The organism is Priestia sp. YIM B13491 (genome assembly GCF_042787605.1).
GTDB lineage: Bacteria > Bacillota > Bacilli > Bacillales > Bacillaceae_H > Priestia > Priestia megaterium_E.
Window position 1 is genome coordinate 158,969 of record NZ_JBHZOR010000006.1, and the last position, 22,963, is coordinate 181,931.

26 protein-coding genes are annotated in these 22,963 nt (G+C 38.8%); 4 read left to right on the top strand and 22 right to left on the bottom strand.

What is annotated here, in order from left to right; translation table 11 throughout:
* Positions 1-38 precede the first annotated feature (38 nt).
* The 12 genes from ACFX4E_RS21220 to ACFX4E_RS21275 form a co-directional block, all read right to left on the bottom strand.
* Complete coding sequence (locus ACFX4E_RS21220) at positions 39-1,151, bottom strand: CdaR family transcriptional regulator (RefSeq protein ID WP_028408279.1); 1,113 nt, start codon at positions 1,149-1,151, stop codon at positions 39-41.
* 71 nt (positions 1,152-1,222) lie between these two features.
* A complete protein-coding gene (locus ACFX4E_RS21225) occupies positions 1,223-1,795 on the bottom strand; it encodes a DJ-1/PfpI family protein (RefSeq protein ID WP_028408278.1) in 573 nt (190 codons plus the stop codon).
* A 120-nt stretch (positions 1,796-1,915) separates the two neighbouring features.
* The gene (locus tag ACFX4E_RS21230; RefSeq protein WP_098249560.1) at positions 1,916-2,242 is read right to left on the bottom strand and encodes an IDEAL domain-containing protein; all 327 of its coding nucleotides are present in this window, start codon (positions 2,240-2,242) and stop codon (positions 1,916-1,918) included.
* 216 nt (positions 2,243-2,458) lie between these two features.
* Positions 2,459-3,892 (bottom strand): GntP family permease, encoded by a 1,434-nt coding sequence (locus tag ACFX4E_RS21235; RefSeq protein ID WP_028408277.1) that lies wholly within the window; start codon positions 3,890-3,892, stop codon positions 2,459-2,461.
* A 45-nt stretch (positions 3,893-3,937) separates the two neighbouring features.
* The gene (locus tag ACFX4E_RS21240) at positions 3,938-5,128 is read right to left on the bottom strand and encodes an iron-containing alcohol dehydrogenase (RefSeq protein ID WP_098791898.1); all 1,191 of its coding nucleotides are present in this window, start codon (positions 5,126-5,128) and stop codon (positions 3,938-3,940) included.
* Positions 5,129-5,374: 246 nt separating this feature from the next.
* Positions 5,375-6,523: an ABC transporter permease gene (locus ACFX4E_RS21245; protein WP_336063911.1), complete on the bottom strand. Its 1,149-nt coding sequence runs from the start codon at positions 6,521-6,523 to the stop codon at positions 5,375-5,377.
* A 1-nt stretch (position 6,524) separates the two neighbouring features.
* Complete coding sequence (locus ACFX4E_RS21250; protein WP_377238251.1) at positions 6,525-7,631, bottom strand: ABC transporter permease; 1,107 nt, start codon at positions 7,629-7,631, stop codon at positions 6,525-6,527.
* 19 nt (positions 7,632-7,650) lie between these two features.
* A complete protein-coding gene (locus tag ACFX4E_RS21255; RefSeq protein WP_377238250.1) occupies positions 7,651-8,589 on the bottom strand; it encodes an ABC transporter ATP-binding protein in 939 nt (312 codons plus the stop codon).
* Positions 8,590-8,690: 101 nt separating this feature from the next.
* On the bottom strand, positions 8,691-9,812 hold the full coding sequence (locus tag ACFX4E_RS21260; protein WP_377238249.1) for a sensor histidine kinase: 1,122 nt from the start codon (positions 9,810-9,812) through the stop codon (positions 8,691-8,693).
* 4 nt (positions 9,813-9,816) lie between these two features.
* The gene (locus ACFX4E_RS21265) at positions 9,817-10,455 is read right to left on the bottom strand and encodes a response regulator (protein ID WP_028408271.1); all 639 of its coding nucleotides are present in this window, start codon (positions 10,453-10,455) and stop codon (positions 9,817-9,819) included.
* A gap of 167 nt (positions 10,456-10,622) precedes the next feature.
* The gene (locus tag ACFX4E_RS21270; RefSeq protein WP_377238248.1) at positions 10,623-11,858 is read right to left on the bottom strand and encodes a Zn-dependent hydrolase; all 1,236 of its coding nucleotides are present in this window, start codon (positions 11,856-11,858) and stop codon (positions 10,623-10,625) included.
* Between the two features lie 299 nt (positions 11,859-12,157).
* Positions 12,158-12,280: a hypothetical protein gene (locus ACFX4E_RS21275; protein WP_013057357.1), complete on the bottom strand. Its 123-nt coding sequence runs from the start codon at positions 12,278-12,280 to the stop codon at positions 12,158-12,160.
* Positions 12,281-12,572: 292 nt separating this feature from the next.
* Between ACFX4E_RS21275 and ACFX4E_RS21280 the strand changes: the two genes are divergently transcribed.
* Both ACFX4E_RS21280 and ACFX4E_RS21285 read left to right on the top strand, forming a co-directional pair.
* The gene (locus tag ACFX4E_RS21280) at positions 12,573-13,109 is read left to right on the top strand and encodes an IseA DL-endopeptidase inhibitor family protein (protein ID WP_014459798.1); all 537 of its coding nucleotides are present in this window, start codon (positions 12,573-12,575) and stop codon (positions 13,107-13,109) included.
* A gap of 154 nt (positions 13,110-13,263) precedes the next feature.
* Positions 13,264-14,850, top strand: coding sequence for an MptA/MptB family glycosyltransferase (locus ACFX4E_RS21285; protein WP_377238247.1), 1,587 nt, complete (start codon positions 13,264-13,266; stop codon positions 14,848-14,850).
* 40 nt (positions 14,851-14,890) lie between these two features.
* Here the strand turns inward: ACFX4E_RS21285 and ACFX4E_RS21290 are convergent, their stop codons facing one another.
* Together ACFX4E_RS21290 and ACFX4E_RS21295 are read right to left on the bottom strand one after the other, a co-directional pair.
* A complete protein-coding gene (locus ACFX4E_RS21290; RefSeq protein WP_050690178.1) occupies positions 14,891-15,304 on the bottom strand; it encodes a GNAT family N-acetyltransferase in 414 nt (137 codons plus the stop codon).
* A 131-nt stretch (positions 15,305-15,435) separates the two neighbouring features.
* Positions 15,436-15,633 (bottom strand): hypothetical protein, encoded by a 198-nt coding sequence (locus tag ACFX4E_RS21295; protein WP_098524954.1) that lies wholly within the window; start codon positions 15,631-15,633, stop codon positions 15,436-15,438.
* Positions 15,634-15,725: 92 nt separating this feature from the next.
* On the opposite strand from ACFX4E_RS21295, the gene ACFX4E_RS21300 reads away from it, so the two are divergent.
* Positions 15,726-16,640 carry an aminoglycoside phosphotransferase family protein gene (locus ACFX4E_RS21300; RefSeq protein ID WP_377238246.1) on the top strand — a complete coding sequence of 305 codons (915 nt, stop codon included), beginning with the start codon at positions 15,726-15,728 and terminating at the stop codon, positions 16,638-16,640.
* 17 nt (positions 16,641-16,657) lie between these two features.
* Here ACFX4E_RS21300 and ACFX4E_RS21305 read toward each other — a convergent pair whose 3' ends face one another.
* From ACFX4E_RS21305 to ACFX4E_RS21320, 4 genes are all read right to left on the bottom strand, one after another.
* Positions 16,658-17,653 carry an LLM class flavin-dependent oxidoreductase gene (locus tag ACFX4E_RS21305; protein ID WP_377238245.1) on the bottom strand — a complete coding sequence of 332 codons (996 nt, stop codon included), beginning with the start codon at positions 17,651-17,653 and terminating at the stop codon, positions 16,658-16,660.
* A gap of 14 nt (positions 17,654-17,667) precedes the next feature.
* Positions 17,668-17,952, bottom strand: coding sequence for a DUF3219 family protein (locus ACFX4E_RS21310; protein ID WP_014459792.1), 285 nt, complete (start codon positions 17,950-17,952; stop codon positions 17,668-17,670).
* Between the two features lie 134 nt (positions 17,953-18,086).
* Positions 18,087-18,680: an undecaprenyl phosphate transporter UptA gene (gene uptA, locus ACFX4E_RS21315; RefSeq protein ID WP_057245111.1), complete on the bottom strand. Its 594-nt coding sequence runs from the start codon at positions 18,678-18,680 to the stop codon at positions 18,087-18,089.
* 94 nt (positions 18,681-18,774) lie between these two features.
* Positions 18,775-19,494, bottom strand: coding sequence for an endonuclease V (locus ACFX4E_RS21320; RefSeq protein WP_377238244.1), 720 nt, complete (start codon positions 19,492-19,494; stop codon positions 18,775-18,777).
* Between the two features lie 268 nt (positions 19,495-19,762).
* Between ACFX4E_RS21320 and ACFX4E_RS21325 the strand changes: the two genes are divergently transcribed.
* The gene (locus ACFX4E_RS21325; RefSeq protein WP_377238243.1) at positions 19,763-20,638 is read left to right on the top strand and encodes a glycerophosphodiester phosphodiesterase; all 876 of its coding nucleotides are present in this window, start codon (positions 19,763-19,765) and stop codon (positions 20,636-20,638) included.
* Positions 20,639-20,672: 34 nt separating this feature from the next.
* Here ACFX4E_RS21325 and ACFX4E_RS21330 read toward each other — a convergent pair whose 3' ends face one another.
* From ACFX4E_RS21330 to cdiI, 4 genes are all read right to left on the bottom strand, one after another.
* On the bottom strand, positions 20,673-21,188 hold the full coding sequence (locus ACFX4E_RS21330; RefSeq protein ID WP_377258413.1) for a hypothetical protein: 516 nt from the start codon (positions 21,186-21,188) through the stop codon (positions 20,673-20,675).
* Positions 21,189-21,212: 24 nt separating this feature from the next.
* Positions 21,213-21,707 carry a hypothetical protein gene (locus tag ACFX4E_RS21335; RefSeq protein ID WP_377238241.1) on the bottom strand — a complete coding sequence of 165 codons (495 nt, stop codon included), beginning with the start codon at positions 21,705-21,707 and terminating at the stop codon, positions 21,213-21,215.
* A 53-nt stretch (positions 21,708-21,760) separates the two neighbouring features.
* Complete coding sequence (locus ACFX4E_RS21340) at positions 21,761-22,291, bottom strand: ankyrin repeat domain-containing protein (protein WP_377238240.1); 531 nt, start codon at positions 22,289-22,291, stop codon at positions 21,761-21,763.
* A 139-nt stretch (positions 22,292-22,430) separates the two neighbouring features.
* Positions 22,431-22,808, bottom strand: a complete 378-nt coding sequence (cdiI, locus tag ACFX4E_RS21345; RefSeq protein ID WP_377238239.1) for a ribonuclease toxin immunity protein CdiI — start codon at positions 22,806-22,808, stop codon at positions 22,431-22,433.
* Positions 22,809-22,963: the final 155 nt, after the last annotated feature.

The window sequence follows — 22,963 nt, forward strand, 5'->3', positions numbered from 1 at the left end:
AACTCATTTTTTGTATGTTTATCTAACGAAGGGCGCACTTATTCTAATAGAGACAGCGCAAGGTAAAAAAGCGTGATACCCTTTACGCTTTTTGGATCAATGTCTGTTAGTTCTTTCATTTGCTTCAAGCGGTAATGAAGCGTATTAATATGAATATGTAAATCAAACGCCGTTTTTTTCAAAGATTGATCGTTGGCTAAATAGCATTTCAGCGTTTCGAGAAGCTCTTTTTCTTTTTGAATGGAAGAAAGCACTCGACTCAAGAATTCCTTTTTTACAGGTTCAGAAACGTCTTCTAAAATCATGTCCATCAGCAGCTCCTCATAAAAAACAACGGTTTGACGTTTTGAAGCCACTTTAAGCGCTTTTTTCGCTTCTTCATATGAAGCATGCAAATTAAATTGCTCCGCTGGCTTTCCTACACCAATAGTGATCATAACTTGGTTGTTTGCTTGAATATACTGCTGACATTTTATTAATTCTTCTTTAAATCCTTGCCTTGCCTTTTCACCTACAGCCTCTTTAAGTAAAAGCAAGCGATCGTATCCCCAATTTGCGATATAATCTCCTTCAGCTTTATGACTTTCAAACCAGTAGCGAATCATTTCTTGCACCTGCTTCTGCTTCTTTTTCGAAAGAGATGAATCAATTTGAAACAGCGTGCAGCAATAAGCACTGTCTACTTGTACTCCTAAAATATGGCCTCGTTCAATAAATTCTGCATCTACTTGCTGGCTATAAATCCATTCACGAAAAAAAGCTTCTACTCCTTTATTTTCCCATTCCTTTGTTTCTATGTAATATGCCTCGCGAATAATTAGCTCTGTTAATCTTCGAATAATGTCTGCAAAAGGCTCAACAGCTTCTGGAGTACCTGTAATGCCAATAACGCCAATAATGTCTCCTTGATAACTGATAGGCAAATTAATTCCTGGCTTAACTCCTTTTAAATCTGCTGCTTCTTTTTTGGAGATATATAGTTTTTGCTTTTTTTGCATCACGTTCCAAGCGCCTTCATGAAAAAAACCAACCCGCTTTTCTTCTGTAGACGCAATAATAATTCCCCGTATATCCGTTACAATTACATGTTCTTTCATCACAAGCTGTACTTCTTTTATAATTTTCTTCGACAGTTCAGACACTAGCTGCACGTTGTTTACACCTCACCTATCATCAATTAAAAGAGCTGAAAGAATGATTTTCTCCCAGCCCGCTTTTTTTATTATGCGTTCACTTTTTCAGCTTTTTTTAGCACGTTAAAAAACTCTTTCATAAATTTAGGTAAATCCGGCCAAGCTTGTCCGGTTACTAGGTTTCCGTCTACGTGAAGCGTCTGTTCCACAAATACAGCACCCGCCGCTTCTACTTCCGGTCGGCAAGCAGGATACGCTGTCACTTCTCTGTCCTGCAGATACTCTCTAACCGTCGTTAACACGAGCTGACCATGACAAATAACGCCTAAAGGTTTATTTTCTTTTAAAAAATGCGCAGCGATTTCCTGAACTTTTGTGTTCATTCGAATGTATTCAGGCGCCCGTCCTCCAGGAATAATAAGACCATCATAATCGGCAGGATCCACTTCATCGACAGAAGCGTGAGAATCAATTTTATATCCCGTTTTCTCTGTGAATGTTTCCATTTCTGGAAGGAAATCATGAACAACCGTTTGGAGCTTCTTTTTCACGGGAGAAGCAATGGTACACTGAATATCTTCTTCTAAACAGCGATAATACGGATAAAAAACTTCTAATGCCTCCACGGCATCTCCTGTTAAAATCAAGACACGTTTACTCATCTTTTATCACCTTTTCTTTCTTAATGTTGTCACTTACTTCTTCTCGCAAGCGGCTTTCCATTCCTGCTTTTCCCCTATGAATAATAAAAAAAGCAGGGCCTTCATTCCTTATCAGGAATGTCAGCCTTGCTTTTTATCTTGTAATCTTTTTAATTCAGCTGTTAATTCATTAAACCAAGCCTTATCTTTTGTTAGCAGCGCAAGGTCAATCAATGAAAGAATCTGCTCTTCGTGCGCCGTTTTTTGAAGGGGCAGCTTCTCTATTTTTTCATCCATCATGCCAATGGTTGTGCCGACCATTTTTTCATCATCACTTTTCACAACGTTGATTAGTGCTGCTTTTTTAGATGGATTAATCGTTTTAATATATCCGTATATAAGTTCACCGTCGCGAGACTTTCCTTTGACCCAGTCACCTACTTTTAAATTTCCTTCAAATAGCTTCACAGTCATTCTCCTTTCTTCATAAACATGCTAAGAATTAATGTAACGGCATATAGTACTGCAGAAAGTAGTGTAATCATAATACTTACAGTTTAGAAAGTCAAAGAATCTGTTTTAGAGCCAAAAGCTTGATATATAACTAAATCACTGCAACAATAAAAAAATCCGAACGATTCATCGTTCGGATTTTTCTTTAACTAAACTCAGCCTCTTTATTTGTTATACGAGTCCAGTTAAGCTGTAGATTCCAATAATCAAGAAACATGCAAGCGTTTTTATAACAGTGATGGCAAAGATATCTCGGTAAGACTGCTTGTGGGTTAACCCGGTAATAGCAAGCAGGGTAATAACGGCTCCGTTATGAGGAAGCGTATCCATACCGCCTGATGCCATCGCTACAACTCTGTGCATAACTTCAGGAGGAATGTTGTACTGATTAATAGCTTCTACATACTTATCTCCCATCGCACTAAGCGCAATTCCCATACCTCCAGAAGCAGAGCCCGTAATACCGGCTAAAATGTTTGTCGTAACGGCTCCATTGACAAGCGGATTTGTAAAGGTATGTGAAATACCATCACGAACGGTTGCAAAGCCAGGAAGAGATGATATAACGCCTCCAAAGCCATACTCAGCTCCCGTGTTCATCGCAGCGAGAAGCGCTCCGCCAATACTTGCGTTAAGACCCGCTTGGAAACCGGTAGTCACTCTCTTCCAGTCATACGCAATCGTTGTAATAATTCCAATAACAAGTGCCAATTCTACTGACCAAATACCAACAACTGCGGTTAAATCTACTTTTCCGAACGCTTCAAGACCAATTTTGGCAAAATCAAAACCGTCTGGGTACCACTTTGGAATAGAAACAGTAAAAAATTTGTTTGCAACCCCTACAAGCACGAGCGGAACAAATGCAAGAATCTGTCTTGCTACGCTAGGGTCATATTTAGGTTCTGTAGAAGGCACAGACTCTTTTTCTAGCTCTGCAGCAGCCGCTAGTTCATTATTAAACCCGTAGTAGCCTTCTCCAGCTTTTCTTGCTTTTTTGCTTCGGCTTTCTAAATACCAAAGACCTAAGCTAAAGACAATCACCGATCCGATAATCCCCAGTGTCGGAGCAGCATAGATGTCTGTTTTAAAAAAAGTCGTTGGAATAACGTTTTGAATTTGCGGCGTACCCGGAAGTGCATCCATGGTAAACGAAATAGCTCCTAATGCAATCGTTCCCGGTACTAATCGTTTTGGAATATTCGCTTCGCGGAATAAGTTAGCGGCAAACGGATAAACTGCAAACGCAACAACGAATAAACTTACGCCGCTGTAGGTTAAGATTGCTCCCATTAAAACAATAGCCAAGATGGCGCGTTTAGCCCCTACTACTTTAACAATTGTTTTCGCAATCGATTCAGCGACTCCAGACATTTCTACCATCTTTCCGAAGACTGCTCCTAATAGAAAGACAGGGAAGTAGTTTTTAATAAACCCAACCATTTTCTCCATAAAAACGTTTGAGAAAAACGGGAGTGCATAGCTTGGTTCCGTTAAAATAACGGCTAGCAGCGCACACAGTGGAGCAAACAAAATAACTGAAAATCCGCGGTAAGCAACCAGCATCAAAAGCCCCAGAGACAGCAAAATAATCAGCAAATCCATAACGTTTCCCCTTTCATCCCTCATTCAATTTGTTTTGAATTTATCTTATTTTTTATAAAGTGCAGACTCAAACTCATATTCATAGCACGTGTAATACAGCTGGATAATTTCTTCTGCCGTCGGTACAACCGGATGGTTAGCAGGACTTCCGCTTTGAATCGCATCCGCTGCCATTTTCTCAACCGCCGCGTAAAATAGCTGGCGATCAATGCCCCACGATTGAAGATTAGGAATCTCTAAGTCGATACAAAGCTGCTTGATGGCTTCAATTAACACATCTGCTCCCTCTTTTTTTGTATATGATACGTTCGGAAAAAGAGCTTGTCCTATTTCACCTAAACGATCGATTGAAGCCTCTTTTGTATAGTCCAAAACCGCAGGCAGAAGCATCGCATTAGAAATACCGTGCGGCACATGGAATAACGCGCCAATAGGTCTTGACATACCGTGCACTAGAGCAACAGATGAATTTGAAAACGCCATTCCCGCAAGCATAGATGCATAGGCCATTTCGTTTCTTGCTTGAACATTTTCTCCATTTCTGTACACAAGACGGATATTTTTCATGATTAACTCAATTGCTTGAAGCGCAAGTGAATCTGTAAAAGGATGTGCTTTTTTAGACAAATACGCTTCCACTGCATGACTGAGTGCATCAATTCCTGTAGCTGCCGTTACGTGTTTTGGACATGATAGAGTTAATAACGGATCAACAATGGCTGTATCAGGCAATAATTGAGGCCTTGCGAGCATCATTTTCACATCGTACGCCGTGTCTGTAATAACCGTCGCTTTCGTCACTTCTGAGCCTGTTCCAGCAGTCGTAGGCACGGCAACCAAAGGAAGAGGACTATCTTGAAAATCTTGTTGATTTTGAAAATATGTTCGTAGATGCCCTTCATTTGTCATCATAATGGCAACCGCTTTTCCAGTATCGATACAGCTGCCTCCCCCTAAGGCAATAACCACATCGCACTGCTCCGTTTTACATATAACAAGCGCTTCATCTAGATGAATATCTGTCGGCTCTGAATTTACGCCTGTATACACGGCACAGTCCATGCCAGCCTCGGCTAAGTAACGACGGCAAGTTTCTACATTGCCTGCTTTCACCATAACGTCATCACTTATAAGCAATGCCTTTGTCCCAAGCAGTGCAGCCTGTTCTCCAATTTTAGAAAATGATCCTTCTCCATATAAAACCGTGCGTGGTACAAGTAGTTCATAAATTCCCACTGTTTTTCCCCCTTTGTTATCTCGCTGACAATCTCTCCTTCCGTATTTTCATGCTGACTTATGTAAGCGATTTCATTTGTTTATGCAAAAAACCAACATGAACTTCGTTTTTCTCCCCTATTTATTCTCTTTTTGTATACCCCTTTCCTCTTTCATTCTAAAATTTCATCTTATATTTTTCAATCTTTTTTTTGTAACTTTTTAAAAATTACAAAAAAAGCCAGAGGTATTCTCTGACTTTACCATTTAAATAAACTTTTGAACAGTATTATTTCGATTTAATTTATAAATAGACAGCAGGAAAAAAACGAGTGCAAAAGCTAGTAAAATGCTGATATTTAACCATAGGCTGCTTAAATCAGCTCCTTGTTGAACACTTTTTAACGTACTTAATACCCACGTTTGAGGAAGAAAGTCGGCTATTTTCTGCATCACATCCGGCATAAATTCAGGCGGGAAAAAGCAGCCGGACAGTAAACAAGTTGGCGTGATGATAAGCGTCTGAAGACCATTCGCTGCTTTTGAACTTTCTGTAAAAGCGATAATTACAAGAGACAAGCCGATGGCTACTAGACCAAACAAAACTAAAATGAAAAACAGCTGCCACACGGGAATGTTCATATCTACGTGAAAAAAAGTCGTAATACACACAAGTGTAATCATTACTTGCAGAGTTAATAAAATCATATTTGTAATAACATTGGATATCACATATTGCCTTGCACTAACTGGCGAAGCTAACAGTCTAAAATACGTTCGCTGCTCTTTTTCTTTTGTGATAAGAGCCGATAAATTTACCGCAGAAAAAAGCATAAACATAATTAAATACCCAATTGTCTGCTTGACAATATTTTGATCGGTTCCTTTGTCTTCAAGGGCGTGCGTAGAGACGTGGAATGGCGCTTTTTGATAATTCTCATACATTTGTTTAAACGCAGCATCGTCGCCTTCAGCAGCTTGATTCAGCGAAGAAATATTGTCAATATATTGATACAAATAAGACTTAATAAAGCTCGTTACTTCTGCTCCTTTTATTGAAGTGATTGTAATATGATCTGGTTTGTTCGCTTTGACGCTGTCAGAAAACCCTTTTTCAAAGGTAATAACCGCATCAACTTTCTTTGACGTAATGTCATGATCCACTTCTTTGTCCGTAAGCATTTTAACATTTGTTTTATGCAGTCCTTTTAAAAACTGAACGGTATCTTTTGTAATATCCGTTGAATCGTGATTGACAACTCCGATATTCACCGAAGTCCCTCCTGCATTTCCATAAATAAGAACGGACATTAAAATCCCTGCAATAGGCAAACCAATAACAAGCACAAGCGTCCTTTTGTTTCTAAGCAGCATATTTCTTAGCATATTTGTGACAAGCCACATGATATTTTTCATGTTATAACCCCTCTCTTTTTCTCAAAAGCACAATTGCTATGCCCAGGAATAAAATAGAGAAGCCTACATTCAACCCGATCACTGAAAGAGAAGCGCCGATATCATTTGTATAAATCAATTTAATAAGTCCATTATTCATCCAGGTTAAAGGTGATACATTGACGAAGCCCTCTCCAGATCCATTTTGAAAATAGGTTCCTCCCACAATACACGACACTTGAATAACAACCATAATAATTGCTCTTGACGCCGCTTCCGTCTTCGTAAGGTAGCTAACTCCTAATCCAAAGCTAATGGCAAAAAGAATCTGAGATACTAACATTACGAGTACTAAGAGTAAATGATCTCCCCAGTTGGCATCAAAAAAATATTTAGTCGACATAATGACCACTAATACACAAATGGCGTGAACCAAAACAGTGCCCAAAATTTTCCCTATAAAAATTTCAGCGGTTTTAATCGGTGCGGCTACTAATCGACTAGCTGTATTTCGCATACGCTCTCCTCTAATTAAATAACTCGCTGAGATAGATCCGTACAAAACAATCATAGTTGTCATTGAAATGGCGTAGTAGTCTATTGAATTTGGCTGTTTTTGAGAATGAAGAGATGTTTCTTGAATATAGTCATGCTTAGACGCACGGAGCAGATTATTCACTTGCTGAGGGTTTACTTTTGCCACTTCCATCGCCACATTGTACTTATCCACAAAAGTGCTTAACATACCTTGGACCATGTTGAATTCAATGCTGTTTTCTTCATTTCCGTAGAGATGAATGTCTCCTTCTTTCACTTCTACATAAGCTGTGTAGCGCTGCTCTTTTACTTCTTTTTTTCCATCCTGATTTTTTTTCAGCGCTTTAAAATGAATGCCCGATTTTTCTGCATGGGCAGCAAACTGCTTAAAAGCAGCAGATTCTTCATTACTTGTGTCGATTTTATAGAGAACGTAACTGTCGTCTATCGTCATGTCATTATTAAAGGCTTGGGACAAAGCTGTTCCTAAAATAAGGACAAGAGCTAGCGGAAAAAGAATCATAAAGATAAATGCACGCTTATCCCGCAGATCACTTTTCATTTCTTTCAAAGCAATTGCAATAATATTCATTCGTTATTCCTCCTTTCTTTTATAAATCTCTTAAACTGCGTCCTGTGAGCGTCAGAAAGACCGTCTCTAAATTTGGTGCTTGCTCCTTGACTGCTTTAATTTCGATATGATGCGTCATTAAATAATGAATGACTTTGTTCAAGTTATTCACTTCGGCGCTTGAATTAATCTTAATGATTCCATCTTCATACGTAACGGCTGTTACGCCTGGAATTTCTTTTAGACCGCTGCAATCTATATCGTCCGCTTCTTTTACTTCAATCCAAATATCTTTTGTATCAGTGATAATAGCTTTCAGCTGCTCTTTTGTTCCTTCAGCAATAATTTTGCCGTGATCAATAATCGCAATCTTTGTACATACCTCTTCTACTTCTTCCATATAGTGACTCGTATAAATGATTGTGCTTCCCATTTCATTTAGCTTTTTTACAGATGTTAAAATATAATTTCGCGACTGAGGATCAATGCCAACCGTCGGTTCATCCATAATGATCAGCTTCGGTCGATGAGCAATTGCGCATGCGATATTTAACCTTCTTTTCATTCCTCCTGAAAAGCTTTTCGGATACCCCTTTTGTTTATCTAAAAGCCCTACAAACGCTAAAGCTTCTTCGACTCGTTCGTTAAGAAGTGATCCTCTTAATCCGTAGAGACCTGCAAAAAACTTCACATTTTCATAGGCTGTCAAATCTTCATAAATCGCTAAGTCCTGCGGAACAATTCCAATGTTCATCTTTGCGAAATTTCGATGTTTCTTTATATTTTTCCCAAGTACTTCAATATCGCCGCTGTTGCTCTGAAGCAGACTAGCCACCATATGGATCGTTGTGCTTTTTCCTGCTCCGTTTGTTCCTAAAAAGCCGAATATATCTCCTTCTTCTACTTGTAAAGACAAATTATCTACCGCAATAAAATCTCCAAATTTCTTTGTTAATTTTTGAATTGATAATACGTTCATCATTTCACCTCTAGTGTGTTGGTATATCCTTATTTTATGAAAAAAAGGCAAACTTACGTCAGTGCATAAGTTCACCTTTTACCCATGAGAAATCTCATTATTTATGTATGAAGTTTCTCACCTATCGGCAGCAGCGTTGTAACAGAAAATCCGTTTGCCCCGTCAACAATCACCGTTCCGTTAATGGAAGCGGCTCGTTCTTCCATTCCTGCTATGCCTAGACCTTTTTGAAACAAGTGAGCCCCTTTTCCATTGTCTTTGACTTCTACTTTAACCATTTTATTTAGTACATGAAGCTCAATGGCAATCATCGTTGCTTCTGCATATTTTAAGGCATTCGTAATAGCTTCCGTTATATTTTCATGGATAATTTTCCACTGAAGAGGGGTGATAAGATCCAAATTCCCTTTGTATACAAGAGGCAGTGCGATACTATGTTTAGCCTCAAATTCACCAATAAATAATTTAAGCCTGCTGATTCCTATTTGCTCAGCGGGAGGCTTTATACTTTTTAACGTTAACCTGATTTCTTCAATGCCTTCTTTCGAAATTGTAATTGCATTTTGAAGAAGAGACAGCGCTTTTTCTTCATCTTGCTTCATTACATGCTTTGCTGCCTCCATTTGAATAAGTGCTCCAGTCATTGAATGACCAATCTTATCGTGAATTTCCTGCGATAATCGATTTCGCTCTTCTAATTTTGAAGCATATTGAGACTGTCTCACATACTCTTTATTTTCATTCACGTGCTTTTGCAGCTTTTGCATACTTACTCTCATTTCATCGAGCTTTTGTTCATAATTGATTGTCCGCTTTTGATAGAGAGCTGCTCCTGTATAAATAAAGAAAGTAAACGCAGCGACTAACACATACAGCGCGCTAATATCAGAGGGAACAAGCAGTATTGGAAGCAAAACAAGCAGCAGCACCATCCATTTTTTCACGACTGATTCTCCAATAAGCTCACAAAGGTTTAGCGGCAAAAGAAGAAAAAACAAAGGATGAAGTTTATACGCACAATATAGAATAAGGACAATTGAACTAACAATAAACATGCGCTTGAACACGCTCTTTTTCACAATGGACGCTGCAATGTTAACACAGCTGTAAAGAAGCAGTGCTAACACAATAGCTGAAATCGAGTGTACATAATTAAACTGAATGTACGTAATAGCCAAAAACAGTATAAGGATGAGCTTAGTCATCATTAATCCGACTTCCATAGCCCTACTTCCCTTTACCGGTTAAATAGTAAATAGCAATTTGAGTACGGTGCTCCAGTCCTGTCTTACTTAAAATCGAACTAATATAGTTTGCTACGGTACCTTCTGAAATAAAAAGTGTTTTAGAAATTTCTTTGTTCGAAAGCCCTTTGGCAATCAGCGTCATAATGCTCGTTTCACGCTCTGTAAACTGTGTCATATCCGCTTTTGACTCGCGCTCAGTTGCAGCGTTTAAACTCGATTTGATTTTATCAAGCACAACATCTTGAAGAACCGTATGTCCGTTGAACACGCTTTTGATTGCGTCTCGAATGCGCTCTGGCTCTGTATTTTTTAACAAGTAGCCTTTAGCTCCGTTTTTTACGGCATCAATAATATATTCATCGTCATCAAACGTAGTTAAAATAAGCGGCTTTGCTTTCGTTGACTCTGAAATAAGCTTTGTAGCCTCTACACCGTCCATAACAGGCATTCTTACATCTAACAATGCAATATCGACGGAATGATTCTTGCAATATTGAACGGCTTCCTGACCATCTTTTAAAGTAGCGACAACGTCGAATTCCTCGTATGTATTTAATATAATTTTCATTCCTTCTCGAATAAACGAATTATCATCTGCAATAATAATAGTAATTTTCATTTCTGTAAGTGAGAAGACCTCACTTTTTTTCACATCCTTTTTTCACATCCATCCGGATGCTTCTCATTTATTGTAGCCATAATAAACCAAAAGTTCAATGCGATAGTCCGCAGTCTTTCTAAGCACTAAAAAAGAGCAAACCTCCGCAGGTTTACTCTTTTATCTCATTACTTCTGAGCTAACTTCATCACCGTCTCTAAAAGTACGTTTACACCTTTTTCACATTCTTCCCAAGGAGTGAACTCTTCCTCACAATGACTTTTTCCGTTTACGCTCGGAATAAAAATCATAGCCGTCGGAATATAGCTAGCTAAAAACTGTGCGTCATGTCCAGCTCCGCTTACCATTCGCTTGTAGGAATACCCAAGCGAACGAACCGACTCTTCCACTTCATCGCAAACCGTTTTATCAAACCACACGGTATCGCGACCCCAAAGCTTGGTCACCCGCACTTCGCAGCCTTCTAACAGCTCCGCTTGATCAGGCAGTGATTGAATAATTTTTTCCACAGATGCAATGACATCTTCATCCGTATGTCTCGCTTCAAGCGAAAAAATAACTTTATTTGGAATAACGGTATGAATATTAGGCAGTACGTTCATACGACCCATTGTATAGACTAAATTTGAATCTAATCTGCCGAGCTCATGACGAGCTTCAGCAATCAGGTTATTAGTTGCAAAAAGTGCGTCTTTCCGCATGTCCATCGGCGTCGTCCCGGCGTGATCTGACTCCCCGGTAACTTCAATTTCATAGCATACCATTCCTAGAACGCACTCGACTACACCGATTGATTTGGCTTCTCGTTCTAGAATAGGCCCTTGCTCAATATGTAATTCTACAAATGCCGATGCTTCAGTAAGACGGCTACTCGTATCGCCTTCATATCCGCATGATTGAAGGGCTTGCTTAAACGTCACGCCGTCAACATCTGTCTTCTTCATCATAACGTCTTTTTGAAACTTGCCCGATAAAATACCTGAAGCCATCATAGAAGGCTCAAAACGCGCGCCTTCTTCATTCGTAAAGTTAACAATGGTAATCGGCACCTTCGGCTTAATATTATGTTCAACCAGCGTTCTTACTAACTCTAATCCTGCAACTACACCGAGGATTCCATCAAACCTTCCGCCTTTTTTTACGCTGTCCATGTGTGAGCCAATCACAACAGGAGGCTTATCTTCTATTCCTTCAAGCGTGGCGTAAATACATCCAAGATCGTCGATTTTAATATCCATTCCAAGGTCCCGGCAGCATGAACAAAAATAATCTCGTGCTAAGCGATCTTCTTCTGATAGCGCTAGGCGGGTTACACCGTTATTAGGTGTTCGTCCATACTCGGCAAATCGTTCAAGCGTATTTTTTAACCTTTCTCCATTCACTGCTACTTTTTGTCGTTGCAACTCAACCACTCTCCTCATTATTTGGTTATAAAGTGCGTCTAAGATGCTGTGTTAATGAATATCATTCATTATGACATAAAATAGGCGATATCACTTGAAGTCTGTTAGAACCCCTTCCATTGTTTTTGTAATGAAAGTGCGCAGCTTGCCTTATGTATCTATTAGCTTCAAAACGTAAATTTCCTGCTTTTTTCTATGAATAATGCACGCATTATTTATGCATTTTTATTATAAAAATAGCGATAGGTTTTTTTCAAAAAAAAGAGAATTAGTTACTATACTAACTCTCCTCTACATACTTACTTTTTATTTGCTTTCTTCGCAATCGCAATCATTGTGGCCAAAACACCGACTGTAATAATCACAATAGCAATTACAGCAGTGGTAATAATAATTCCTGATGTTACTTCTGAAACACCCATTAGTCTACGTTCTCCTTTTGTGCCTGACCTATTTACCTGCATCAGCATACTGGTCGGTTTATTCCTATTATATACGAACTTGTAAAGCGACGAAATATGTGACACATAATTGACATACTGTTTATATGTTTTCTTTTAATTCTACGTTTTATTTAAGAAAATACGGGAATAATTCAAACATATATAAGAAATACTCTTTATTTCTTTAAAGAAGTATTGTAATATAAATGTAACAATTGTAATATTAACAGCATGAATGTTACATATATTTCAATGAATGAGTAGGAGGGAAATGGAAATGAAAAAATTTGGAATAATCTTAGCATCACTTGCTCTTTTCTTTTCACTAAGCACAGGAGTTACAGCTCAAGCAGCATCACAAAATCTATCAACGACTAATGCGGTAAAAATTGCAGCAAACGCAAGCAACCATTTCTGGAATGCACTTCATGGATCTAAAGGTAATTTATGTACTCAAAAAACATTTAATTATAAAGGCACTCAGTACTCATATCTTTGTCAAGATTTTAATACAAAAAGCAAACTAGTAAGCTACTTATCTGAAACGTTTACAAACAGTGCTATTCAAAAAGGATTAACAAATTATCGCTACATCACATATAACGGAAAGCTTGCTCGTCCTGTCGGTGACGGATTCAGCATGCTAGAGTGGAACAAAGCAAAAGCAAAACTAACTTATCAGCGCGCCGATGTTCGCTCTTATCAATTTACGGTTCCAACAGTTGACGGAGGAAGTGTAAAACGCACCGTTACATTTTATAAATCTGGTTCACAGTGGAAAGTAAATAAGTTTGATGCTGTACTATAAGCAATATAAAAAACAAGGTCTTCTAAGGCCTTGTTTTTTTATGCTCTCTCTTCCGCTCTTTATTAAAGAAGTTTCACTTTATTTTCACTAACTCCCCTTATAGTATGGATACACACTACTACTTATTCGATACATTGTCATCGGAGGATTTTATATGAACATACTACAAAAAAGAACGGCTTTTATCGTAATGGCTGCTTTTCTTTTAGCATTTGTTTTCAGTATCGTTTCACTATCACACTACAAAGGAGAAGAACATTTATTTTCGATTCAAGAAAGTCATCAGTTAAAAAAGATTACGAATGGTATATCTGCTTCTGATAATAATTCGAGGGATCATCGTCTTCCTTCAGGAAACGGTCCCGCTTCGTCTAGCAATTCCGGAGAACACGTAACGCCTTTTCATAATCTATCTATGGATAACGGTGCCGGAAGTCAAGGAGCTAATAAAGACTATGAAGCACCGCTCGCTCTTTATACGGTGGGCTTTTTTATAGCATCAGCTTTCGTTTACGGATTATTAAAGAAAAAGAAATGGCATCATTCGATAGGGCATTCTCGCGTTATTTTATGGTCATTACTTGGCACTGGACTATTTATCCGGATTGCACTGATTCCGTGGGTAGGCTCTCATATGGATGCATCTCTTTTCAAAAACTGGGCATCGGTTGCGGCTAATCATTTTTCAAATTTCTATGCTAAAAGCGGAAGCGATTACCCGCCGTTTTATATTTATATCTTGTTTATCGTTGGGAAAGTTGGCAGTTTACCGGATTTTCAGCAGTATTTTTCGCTGTTGATTAAAATCCCGCCTATTTTAGCAGATGTTGTCACATCTTATTTACTCTATCGTTTAGCTCGTAAATACTTGGCACCTTCTTTTGCATATCTGTTAGCAATTGGGTATTTATTTAATCCGGCCATTTTAGTTAATTCAACGTTTTGGGGACAAGTCGATTCATTTTTCACTTTGCTTATTGTCCTAGCAATTGTAATGATTACGGAAAAAAGAATTTACGCGTCGGCCGTTATTTTTACAGCAGCGGTCTTAATGAAGCCGCAGGCGATTATTATCCTGCCTATTTTATTTTTCGAACTCATTCGCCTGAAGCAACTGAAGCATTTCTTCGGCATTGCTTTCACTGCTGCTTTCACTGCTGCTGTGATTTTATTGCCTTTTTCAGCAGGAAAAAGTCCTACGTGGATTATTGATTTATTCTCATCCACCTTTGGAGAGTACCCGTATGCCTCTGTTAACGCCTATAACTTTTTTAGTTTAATAGGCGCAAACTATAAAGACAGCTCTGCAACGCTGCTGTTTTTCAGCTATCATACGTGGGGACTTATTTTTATCGTCGCAACAACTGTTTTTTCATGGCTTATTTATATAAAAGGGCGCAGCTTTAAATACGCCGCTCTTGCAGCGCTTATTCAAATTTCCGGGGTATTTACGTTTTCTTCAAGCATGCATGAACGCTACTTATTTCCAGCAGCAGCGCTTGCTTTGCTTGCTTATATTTATTTGAAAGACAAAAACTTGCTTTACTTATTCCTTGGATTTAGCATCAGTATTTTTATGAACACTTTTTTTGTTTTATACGGTGACAGCAATATGCAAAACAGTACGTCCTATCCGTTTTCTATGTTTGCTACGTCTATGCTAAACGTTTTGCTTGTTGTTTATTTAGTAAAAGTTGCTTGGAATTCAGTCCAAAAAAGTACGATTTTAAAAACTGCATAATACAAAAAGCTCAGTGAGTATGATTGATCACTGAGCTTTTTTATATAACAAGCGACATGCCTGGCGCGTCTTCTTCTCTTTCTTGAAACCCTAATTTTTTATAAAAATGATGCTTTCCTTTTGCTGCAAACAGCTGAATCGATTCAATTCCGCTTTCTTGGCATTTCGTCAACAGCTCTTGAATAATTTGCTTTCCAAGCCCTTTATTTTGATATGTGGGATCAACCATCACGTCGCAAATAAGCGCTTGGTAAATTCCGTCTGAAATCATACGGCCAAATGCAATTAATTGTTCATTGTCGTAAATACCGACTCTAAACCAGCTGTTGGCTGCGGCTTCAAACAGCTGTTCTTTTGTATAATTTCCTTTTTTACTTTTATGTAATCCGCTCGCTTCATGCAAAGCTGCAAACTGCTCAAATAGTGGAACCTCTTTTTTTATTACGTAGGACACGTTCATTCTCCTTTCAATACCGTTGCTTTCTATATTATATTTATACATCAAATAGAATAATAATTCAACATTTTTATCTGGTTATCTTGTTACCCTTTCTCCAAATAAAAAAACTGCCAAACGGCAGTTTTTTAGGCTTGTACTGATTTTTTTCGTTTTTTAAGATCAATTCCTGCAATAATAAGCAAAATGACTCCAAGAACAATCATGATTTTACTCACCGTTTCTAGCCACTCCGGTGCGCTTCCAGCAAGTAAAAGTGAAAACCCCATGATATAAACCGGGAACCCCGCAAGAGCCCAAGGGGATTTCACCTTCTTTTTCTTCATATGTAGGATCTCCTCCTTCTTTACAGATTCTATATAGACTGTATATGATGAGTTTATCAGAAAAAATTGGAAACAACAAAGGAGACAAACGCATGCATACGTTGCCTCAAACGTTTTGTGATACGATTACTCACCTTCACTCTCATAAAGGTCAAAAGTGGTTAACTGACTTTCCTCAGCTTATTCGCTACTGTGAAGAGCGCTGGCGTATCAACATTCACAGTCACTTTCCCCTTTCTTACCACTTTGTTGCTCCTGCGCGCAAAGCAGATGGAAGTGAACTAGTTGTCAAACTTTTTGTAGAGCCTTCAGAGCTGCTTCATGAGCAAGAAGCACTGACAGCACTAGCTGGTGAGAGCACGGTAAAGATCGTGGACAGCGATGCTGAAAAAGGCATTTTACTGCTTGAAAAGCTGTCTCCCGGATGCCCGCTTTCCTCTTTATCAACTAAAGACGAAGCTGCGTTAACCGCTGCTAGGCTTATGAAATCTCTATGGCGCATGCCTCACTCGGACTCCACTATCGAAACAGCCATTAAAAGAGAGAAGCAGCTTCGAGAGTATACACAAATGTATCCAAACGGTATTGATTTTCTTTCTTCTGAAACGCTTCAACACGCACTATCCGTTTTCTCTGAATTAAACCGGACTTCTCAGCAGCTTTTTTTGCTTCACGGCGACTTGCATCATGATAACATCTTACAGTCTGGTGAGGCGTGGAAAATAATTGATCCAAAAGGGTTAATTGGAGAAAAAGAGTACGAAATTATCCCTTTTCTTTTAAATCATCTACCTAAGACAAACGTGGCAGAGACAATTGACCATCGAATCAATATATTTGTACAAGAACTGAACATAAGTAAAAAACGCATTTTACTGTGGGGATACGCTCATTCTGTACTAGCCACGTGCTGGTTAATAGAGGACCGCCAAGACGTCGCTTCTTTTTCAAGCGCTATAGAAGCATTTCAGCACTTATTTGAGTACTATTACGGGCATAAAAAATAAGAGCCGACATTTGGCTCTTATTTTTTGCATTTCTCTGCGACAAGCTCATATGATTTTAATCGGTCAGCCGGATCGTGTGTAATGGTGACAAGCATGAGTTCATCCGCTCCGTAGCGTGCTTGAACTTCTTGAAGACGGACGTGTACTTCTTCTGGGTCTCCGATAATCATGGCTTCTTTCATCTTCTTCATTTTTTTCTCTTCTTCTTCTGTAAGCGGATAGCTGGCAGCTTCTTCAATAGAAGGCACGCCTTTTGCTTCCATTTTATCCTGCTGAATTTTCCATACGAGTGAGCTCGTTGCGATGCGATGCGCTTGCTCCGTTGTTTCAGCGCAAATGACCGATACAGTGACAATGGCATAGGGGTGATCACCGGTCCGTCTTGGCTGAAATGCCTGTTTGTACTGATCAATAATAGCTGAACCGTCTTGTTCACTCATAAACTGTCCAAACGTATAGGCCATTCCGTTTCTAGCGGCGAGCTCGGCACTTTTTTTACTTGTGCCAAGCAGCCAAGGTTCCGGAGAGACAGGAGGCAGCGGCGAAGCTGAAAGCTTTGCGTATTCATGTTCAACCGGAAATTTATCGTCTAAAAACTGCAGAAGCTCTTTAACAAGTTCAGGCATTTTAAATACTTGCTGCAAGAAGTTATCCGACAGCGCATTTGTTGCTTCAGCCGATCCACCCGGCGCGCGCCCAATTCCTAAATCAACGCGCCCTGGAAACAGCGTTGCGAGCATGTTATACGTTTCCGCTACTTTATACGGCTTGTAGTGAGGCAGCAGCACCGCTCCCGGTCCAATTCGAATTCTATTAGTTTGTGCACCGATATAGCCAAGCATCACTTCAGGAGCCGAACAGGCAAGTCCAGACAAATCATGATGCTCTGCAATCCAGTAGCGCTCATAGCCAAGCTTGTCACCCGCTTTGGCCAGCTGCATTGATGCTTCTAACGCTTCCGCTGGGGTCTGATGGGATGAAACGGGCGATTGGTCGAGTATACTTACTTTCATCACGCATCTGCTCCTTATTCGTTCACTTCAATTAAACTTAATGAAAAATCCCCTACCTGGCCTTTTTCATATAAATTTGTAAAAGACGTAGAGTACTGATGAATCGTTCCTTGGAAATCCAGATCTTCTTCCGGGACATTTACATGAAAAGTACCTTTATATAAAAGTGTAGTAATATCATGATATTCCTCACTTGTTACTTTGAAATCAACTGAAACTTTTGTTTTGCCTTTTACAATTTCTTGTTCATAGCTGTAAATTTGAATAGGCGTATCATTTAATACAATTTCTTGTACCACGTTAAATCGTCTCCTTTTTTAGTGCGTATGAAAAATAATAGCACTTGAAGAAGTCATGAGCAAATAAAAGAGCTTGTTTTTGTTCATGCAAAAAAAGCATGGCTTTTTGCCATGCTTTTAGTCCGAAGATAATCTTATACGCGCTTTGCACGCGTGCGTTTGAATACGAAATAAAGAACAATAATAACAAATGCCGCAACCACAAACGGAAGCGTATATTTGCTTGCTACGTCTTCAATGTTCGCCCAGTTCTCGCCTAGCTTTCCGCCTAAGTAAATAAATAAAATCGACCAAGGAATCATCGCTAACACGGTTAAAGACGTAAACTTCCAAAACGGCATTTTAGCAATACCTGCAGGAATCGAAATCGCATGTCGAACAACCGGGACAAAACGAGCGGAGAAAACAACGCCCGCGCCGTATTTATTAAACCAGTTTTCAGCAAGATCAATATGCTTATCATGAATGAATAAGTACTTGCCGTATTTTTGAAGAAACGGACGTCCTCCGTAGGCTCCAATCCAATATAAAAACCACTGTGCAATCGTTCCGCCAATAATTCCGGCAATGACTGCTCCAGGAAAACTAATCATACCTTGAGAAATCATATACCCTCCGTAAGCTAGTACAATTTCACTTGGAATGATTTCAATCATTAAGCCGAGCGCAATACCTAAATAGCCAAGGCTCGTTAAAAAATCCAAAATACTCGCAACAAATGAACTCACCTTTAATCACCTTACTCATTCTTTAATAATTTTACACTACTACTATATTCCAACCATCAGTATAAAAGGAAACTATGAACTCACTATGAACAGCTTACTTCCCTGTTGACTGCCGGTACCTTTTCCGCAGCTCATGCGTATGCAGATCTGCTAGGCGGACCGGAATCGGAAGCTTACTTTCTTTTGAAATAAAATGCATCATAAGCTGATACGACATGTTCAAATCAATATAGTTTCCGCACGACAGAAAAATAGGCTTTACCCCTTTGGCTGTCCTTACTACTCTACCATAAACTTCATCATCAATCACAATATCTTCATAAGCGCCCTCTGTATCTTCAGGCATAACGTAATCATGTCCCTTGATCTTTAAATAGCTTTTCCCAATTCCAACGGTAGGTTTATTGAGAAAAAACGAAGCATGTGTGCCTACTCCCATGTGCTCGTAGTGCAAATATCCGTTGCCATCAAATAAAAACACGTCGGGCTCTATTTGAAGTTTTTTAGCCGCTTCAAGAATTAAAGGCAGCTCTCGAAAAGCTAGGAATCCAGGAAGATAAGGAACAGTTACTTCTCCTACACTGTGCACTTTTTCTACAACGTTTTTCGTCTGATAATCAACCACTACAATGCTGCAAGCTCCGTAAGATATGCCGTTTTCTTCCCAATACGCAACATCAACACCAGCACAGTTATGTATATGCGTCATTTTGACGCCTGATGTTAAATCAATTTGTGCTTTTAGCTTTTGCTGAAGCGTCCGGCACTCCTCTTTTGTTTGCATCGTAAACGTATGTATGTACTGAATATCCATGTTCCATTCCTTTCATTGACTGACTCACCTATTATACAACTATTTTCTAAGAAATTCCTATTCTTTTTTTCACACCTTTTATTATAGCGCTGTTTCCTTAACGTTTGATTAAAATTCCTATTCGTTTACGCATTTTTTGTAAACATCACCATGAAAAAATCCCTATTTTTCTTTACGAAATGTCAACGCTTTCTACACACTTTCTCTATATCAGCATCACATTTTTTCGTTATGCTGTTTCTATACCAACGCATAGGAGAGAAACGTGATGAAAAAATATTTAGCTGGGCTAAGTGCAGTCGCCTTGTTATGCTGTTCGATTGCCTCTTCTGCTTTTGCACGTACGGAAGAAAAACTCACAAATATCGCGCACCGAGGAGCCTCCGCTTACGCACCTGAAAATACAATGGCTGCTTTTCACCAAGCCCTAGAAATGAATGCGGATTACATTGAACTTGACGTGCAGCAAAGCAAAGACGGTGTACTCGTTATTATGCATGACCGTACCGTAGACCGAACGACAAATGGAAGCGGACACGTTCGAGAGTTAACGTACGCGGAGCTTCAGCGCTTGGACGCTGGAAGCTGGAAAGACAATTCGTTTGCGAATGAAAAAATTCCAACTCTTTCACAAGTGTTAGATGAATTTCAAGGAAAAATCGGTATATTAATAGAGTTAAAAGCCCCGGAGCTTTATCCTGGAATTGAAAGAAAAGTAGCTTTTGAAATCAACAAGCGACAGCTCGATCACGTTATCGTTCAGTCTTTTAACGTTTCATCCATGAAAAAAATGCATGAGCTTCTCCCAAACGTTCCTATAGGCATACTAACTTCTTCACAGCGAGATACAAACCCAAATTCAATCCAGCAATTCGCCGCTTTTGCCACTTACTTTAACCCGTCCTATGACATCCTAACGCCTGCTCTTATCCACCAAGTCCATTCTGCCGGAATGAAAATATCGCCGTGGTCTGGAACCAAGCGGCTTCCCGCTTCATTTTTGTGGAAAACAAAAAGTGACGGAGTGATTACAAATTATCCCGATGAAGTGAATTGGGTGCAAACATCAAGTGCTATCGGACAACAGCTCGAAAAAGGAAGCGCACGCCGAGTAATTACACTTGCCGTCACAATGTGGCCATAGTTCCTGTAGTTTTTTACTAGTAACCTCGTCTTCCTTACTGCCTTTTTAACGCTTCAATACGTTTAATTTCATTGAAATATTGAAAGTTCCCTTTAAAACATCTCTCCATCGTTTTAAAAAACTGCTCCGCTCTTCCTAACACCATCATAAAAAAGTCTTGTTTCGGAAGCACTGCTTTTACGGGAGGAGATGTATGCAAGGTATACAGTATAAACTGTTCAGAAGCCGATTTTAAGGTTAATACTAACGGTTGATCTGGAAAATTCATCTCTCCATACCCGGTCTCTTTTAAATTCTCCATTGCATTCAACAAATAAAGCCACATCCCATCTATAACATCCCATGCAGATACATCAAGAAGCGGTTCACCATAGTATTCAAGCTTAATAGCTCCTTCAAGACAGGTAAAATCAAACTGATTACCGTAACGAATGAGTTCTGCTTCATTTGATATATCGATAAAATAGTGCGATTCCTTTTCATATAGAGATGATAAATCGGTAATCAAAATACCTGGACGCTTAATGAATGTTTGAACACGAAACAACATTATCCCTCCATGCTCTGTTTACTTTCACAGCTCAAATAAATTTTCTCCGTCCTTATTTACCCAATATTTTTCTATTTCCGGAACCAAAGCTGTAAAGTCTTCATACGTTCCTTTCCAATCTCTTGGAACGTATTCTTCAAATGAAGCCGGTTCAGGAAAAAGTGAGTAGAACGTTTTTTGATCAAAGTCCACTAAAAACGAAGGGCTAAAGTCTAATACGTCTTCTTCATCTTTGCTTTCTATTTTATTTTCAAACAGCTTTGAAAGAGTAGCTCCATCTGCTTTATATGACTCTATACGTTTTAAAAAAAGCTCAGCATTTTCACTGCTAAGAACTTCGATTCCTTTTCGTTCAGGTTCGATATATTCATTAACCGCTGAATCACCTTCATTTTCAAAAGCTTGCGCAAACTTTACATTATCTAAGTACCATAGCTCTCGATCGGTTACATACCATTGAAACTGCTTTTTATGTACCACTCCGACAATTACGTTTTCAGCATATATGGGTTCTAGCATGAGATGGACCTCCTTGCTTTTATTAGTTTTGTGACCTGTTGTATACGATTTTATTAGTCTTCAAGCACTCTCTTTTGTACTTTTCCATTCAGCTTTCGCTTTAGATATTCAGCAATTTCTATTTGTCCTCTTTCAAGTGCAAACGTGTAAGCATCCATTTCTTTCATGTTTTCACCAGAGTATGTAATCGATATATTGATATGATTTTCAACTAACAGTTTAACCATCTCAAAATGACCGTTATATATGGCAGCAAACAGCGGATTTCTATCTGGTTCACTGATATCAAGTTCAATATTATGGTTAATAAGATACTTAGCAATATCTATATGTCCTTTTGCAGCCGCTCTTTCTAAGGCATTGGCAGAAAAAGTTCCTCCTTGTGCATTAACATCTATTCCAGCACGAATAAGGTACTGGACGATTTCTAAATGACCATGAGCTGTCGCTACATGTAGCCATGTGCCAAAAGGTGTGACCCATGTTAACATTTCTGGCTCTTTCTCAAGTAAGTCTCTCACCTTATTTAAGTGACCGCCTTTTATAGCACCTCTAATAGCTTTTGTCATTTGAGTTATTTCCATTTTTCGTTTTCCCTCTACTTTCTACCTTGTAGAATTCTCTCCAAAATATATCGTCTCTCTGCTTGGTGTAATGCGCTGTAGTGTGGGGAGCTTATTGTCTATAGCAAGACTCGATTCGTGGCTTCTTTATGTACTCCTACTAGTCTTCGATACTATAATTTTGTTTGATTTTATGTAAAAGAGCCATCACTTTTTCTTTATCATGTGCATGATCTTCCATATATACGCGGCAAATTTTGTTCAAATAAGTTAAAAACGTTTCATAATCAACGATAACACTTTTGTCAGTGTCACCCGTACCGTCTAGAAATTCAATACCGTTTTCAACATAACCCTCTTCCCACGGCTCTAAGTCACCTGAAAATGTACAAATGTGGTACTCATTTCCATAACCAGTTTCCTCTGAAAAATAGTGTGAGACTTTTAAAAATTTTTGATCTGATAAAGCGCTATAAAAACTTATCATGGGAGACAACGTACAATCTATATCATGAAATAATTCTACGATCTTCTTCATTCGTATCCCCTTTTTATAATTAATTGAATCAACGTTTACTATTTGACCGTAATCACTACGCAAACGCTAGGGTTATCTCTATAATCTAAACACACAAAATCTCCTGCAAATAAAATAAAAATTGGTAATAAATGTTTATTTATACACTTATAAAA

Bases quoted from the DNA above. Each gene is read 5' to 3' on its own strand.
- ACFX4E_RS21225 (WP_028408278.1), bottom strand. From the start codon at position 1,795: ATGAGTAAACGTGTCTTGATTTTAACAGGAGATGCCGTGGAGGCATTA.
- ACFX4E_RS21235 (WP_028408277.1), bottom strand. From the start codon at position 3,892: ATGGATTTGCTGATTATTTTGCTGTCTCTGGGGCTTTTGATGCTGGTT.
- ACFX4E_RS21245 (WP_336063911.1), bottom strand. From the start codon at position 6,523: ATGAAAAATATCATGTGGCTTGTCACAAATATGCTAAGAAATATGCTG.
- ACFX4E_RS21250 (WP_377238251.1), bottom strand. From the start codon at position 7,631: ATGAATATTATTGCAATTGCTTTGAAAGAAATGAAAAGTGATCTGCGG.
- ACFX4E_RS21255 (WP_377238250.1), bottom strand. From the start codon at position 8,589: ATGAACGTATTATCAATTCAAAAATTAACAAAGAAATTTGGAGATTTT.
- ACFX4E_RS21260 (WP_377238249.1), bottom strand. From the start codon at position 9,812: ATGGAAGTCGGATTAATGATGACTAAGCTCATCCTTATACTGTTTTTG.
- ACFX4E_RS21265 (WP_028408271.1), bottom strand. From the start codon at position 10,455: ATGAAAATTACTATTATTATTGCAGATGATAATTCGTTTATTCGAGAA.
- ACFX4E_RS21275 (WP_013057357.1), bottom strand. From the start codon at position 12,280: ATGGGTGTTTCAGAAGTAACATCAGGAATTATTATTACCACTGCTGTA.
- ACFX4E_RS21280 (WP_014459798.1), top strand. From the start codon at position 12,573: ATGGAAATGAAAAAATTTGGAATAATCTTAGCATCACTTGCTCTTTTC.
- ACFX4E_RS21285 (WP_377238247.1), top strand. From the start codon at position 13,264: ATGAACATACTACAAAAAAGAACGGCTTTTATCGTAATGGCTGCTTTT.
- ACFX4E_RS21295 (WP_098524954.1), bottom strand. From the start codon at position 15,633: ATGAAGAAAAAGAAGGTGAAATCCCCTTGGGCTCTTGCGGGGTTCCCG.
- ACFX4E_RS21300 (WP_377238246.1), top strand. From the start codon at position 15,726: ATGCATACGTTGCCTCAAACGTTTTGTGATACGATTACTCACCTTCAC.
- ACFX4E_RS21305 (WP_377238245.1), bottom strand. From the start codon at position 17,653: ATGAAAGTAAGTATACTCGACCAATCGCCCGTTTCATCCCATCAGACC.
- ACFX4E_RS21320 (WP_377238244.1), bottom strand. From the start codon at position 19,494: ATGGATATTCAGTACATACATACGTTTACGATGCAAACAAAAGAGGAG.
- ACFX4E_RS21325 (WP_377238243.1), top strand. From the start codon at position 19,763: ATGAAAAAATATTTAGCTGGGCTAAGTGCAGTCGCCTTGTTATGCTGT.
- ACFX4E_RS21330 (WP_377258413.1), bottom strand. From the start codon at position 21,188: ATGTTGTTTCGTGTTCAAACATTCATTAAGCGTCCAGGTATTTTGATT.
- ACFX4E_RS21335 (WP_377238241.1), bottom strand. From the start codon at position 21,707: ATGCTAGAACCCATATATGCTGAAAACGTAATTGTCGGAGTGGTACAT.
- ACFX4E_RS21340 (WP_377238240.1), bottom strand. From the start codon at position 22,291: ATGGAAATAACTCAAATGACAAAAGCTATTAGAGGTGCTATAAAAGGC.
- cdiI (WP_377238239.1), bottom strand. From the start codon at position 22,808: ATGAAGAAGATCGTAGAATTATTTCATGATATAGATTGTACGTTGTCT.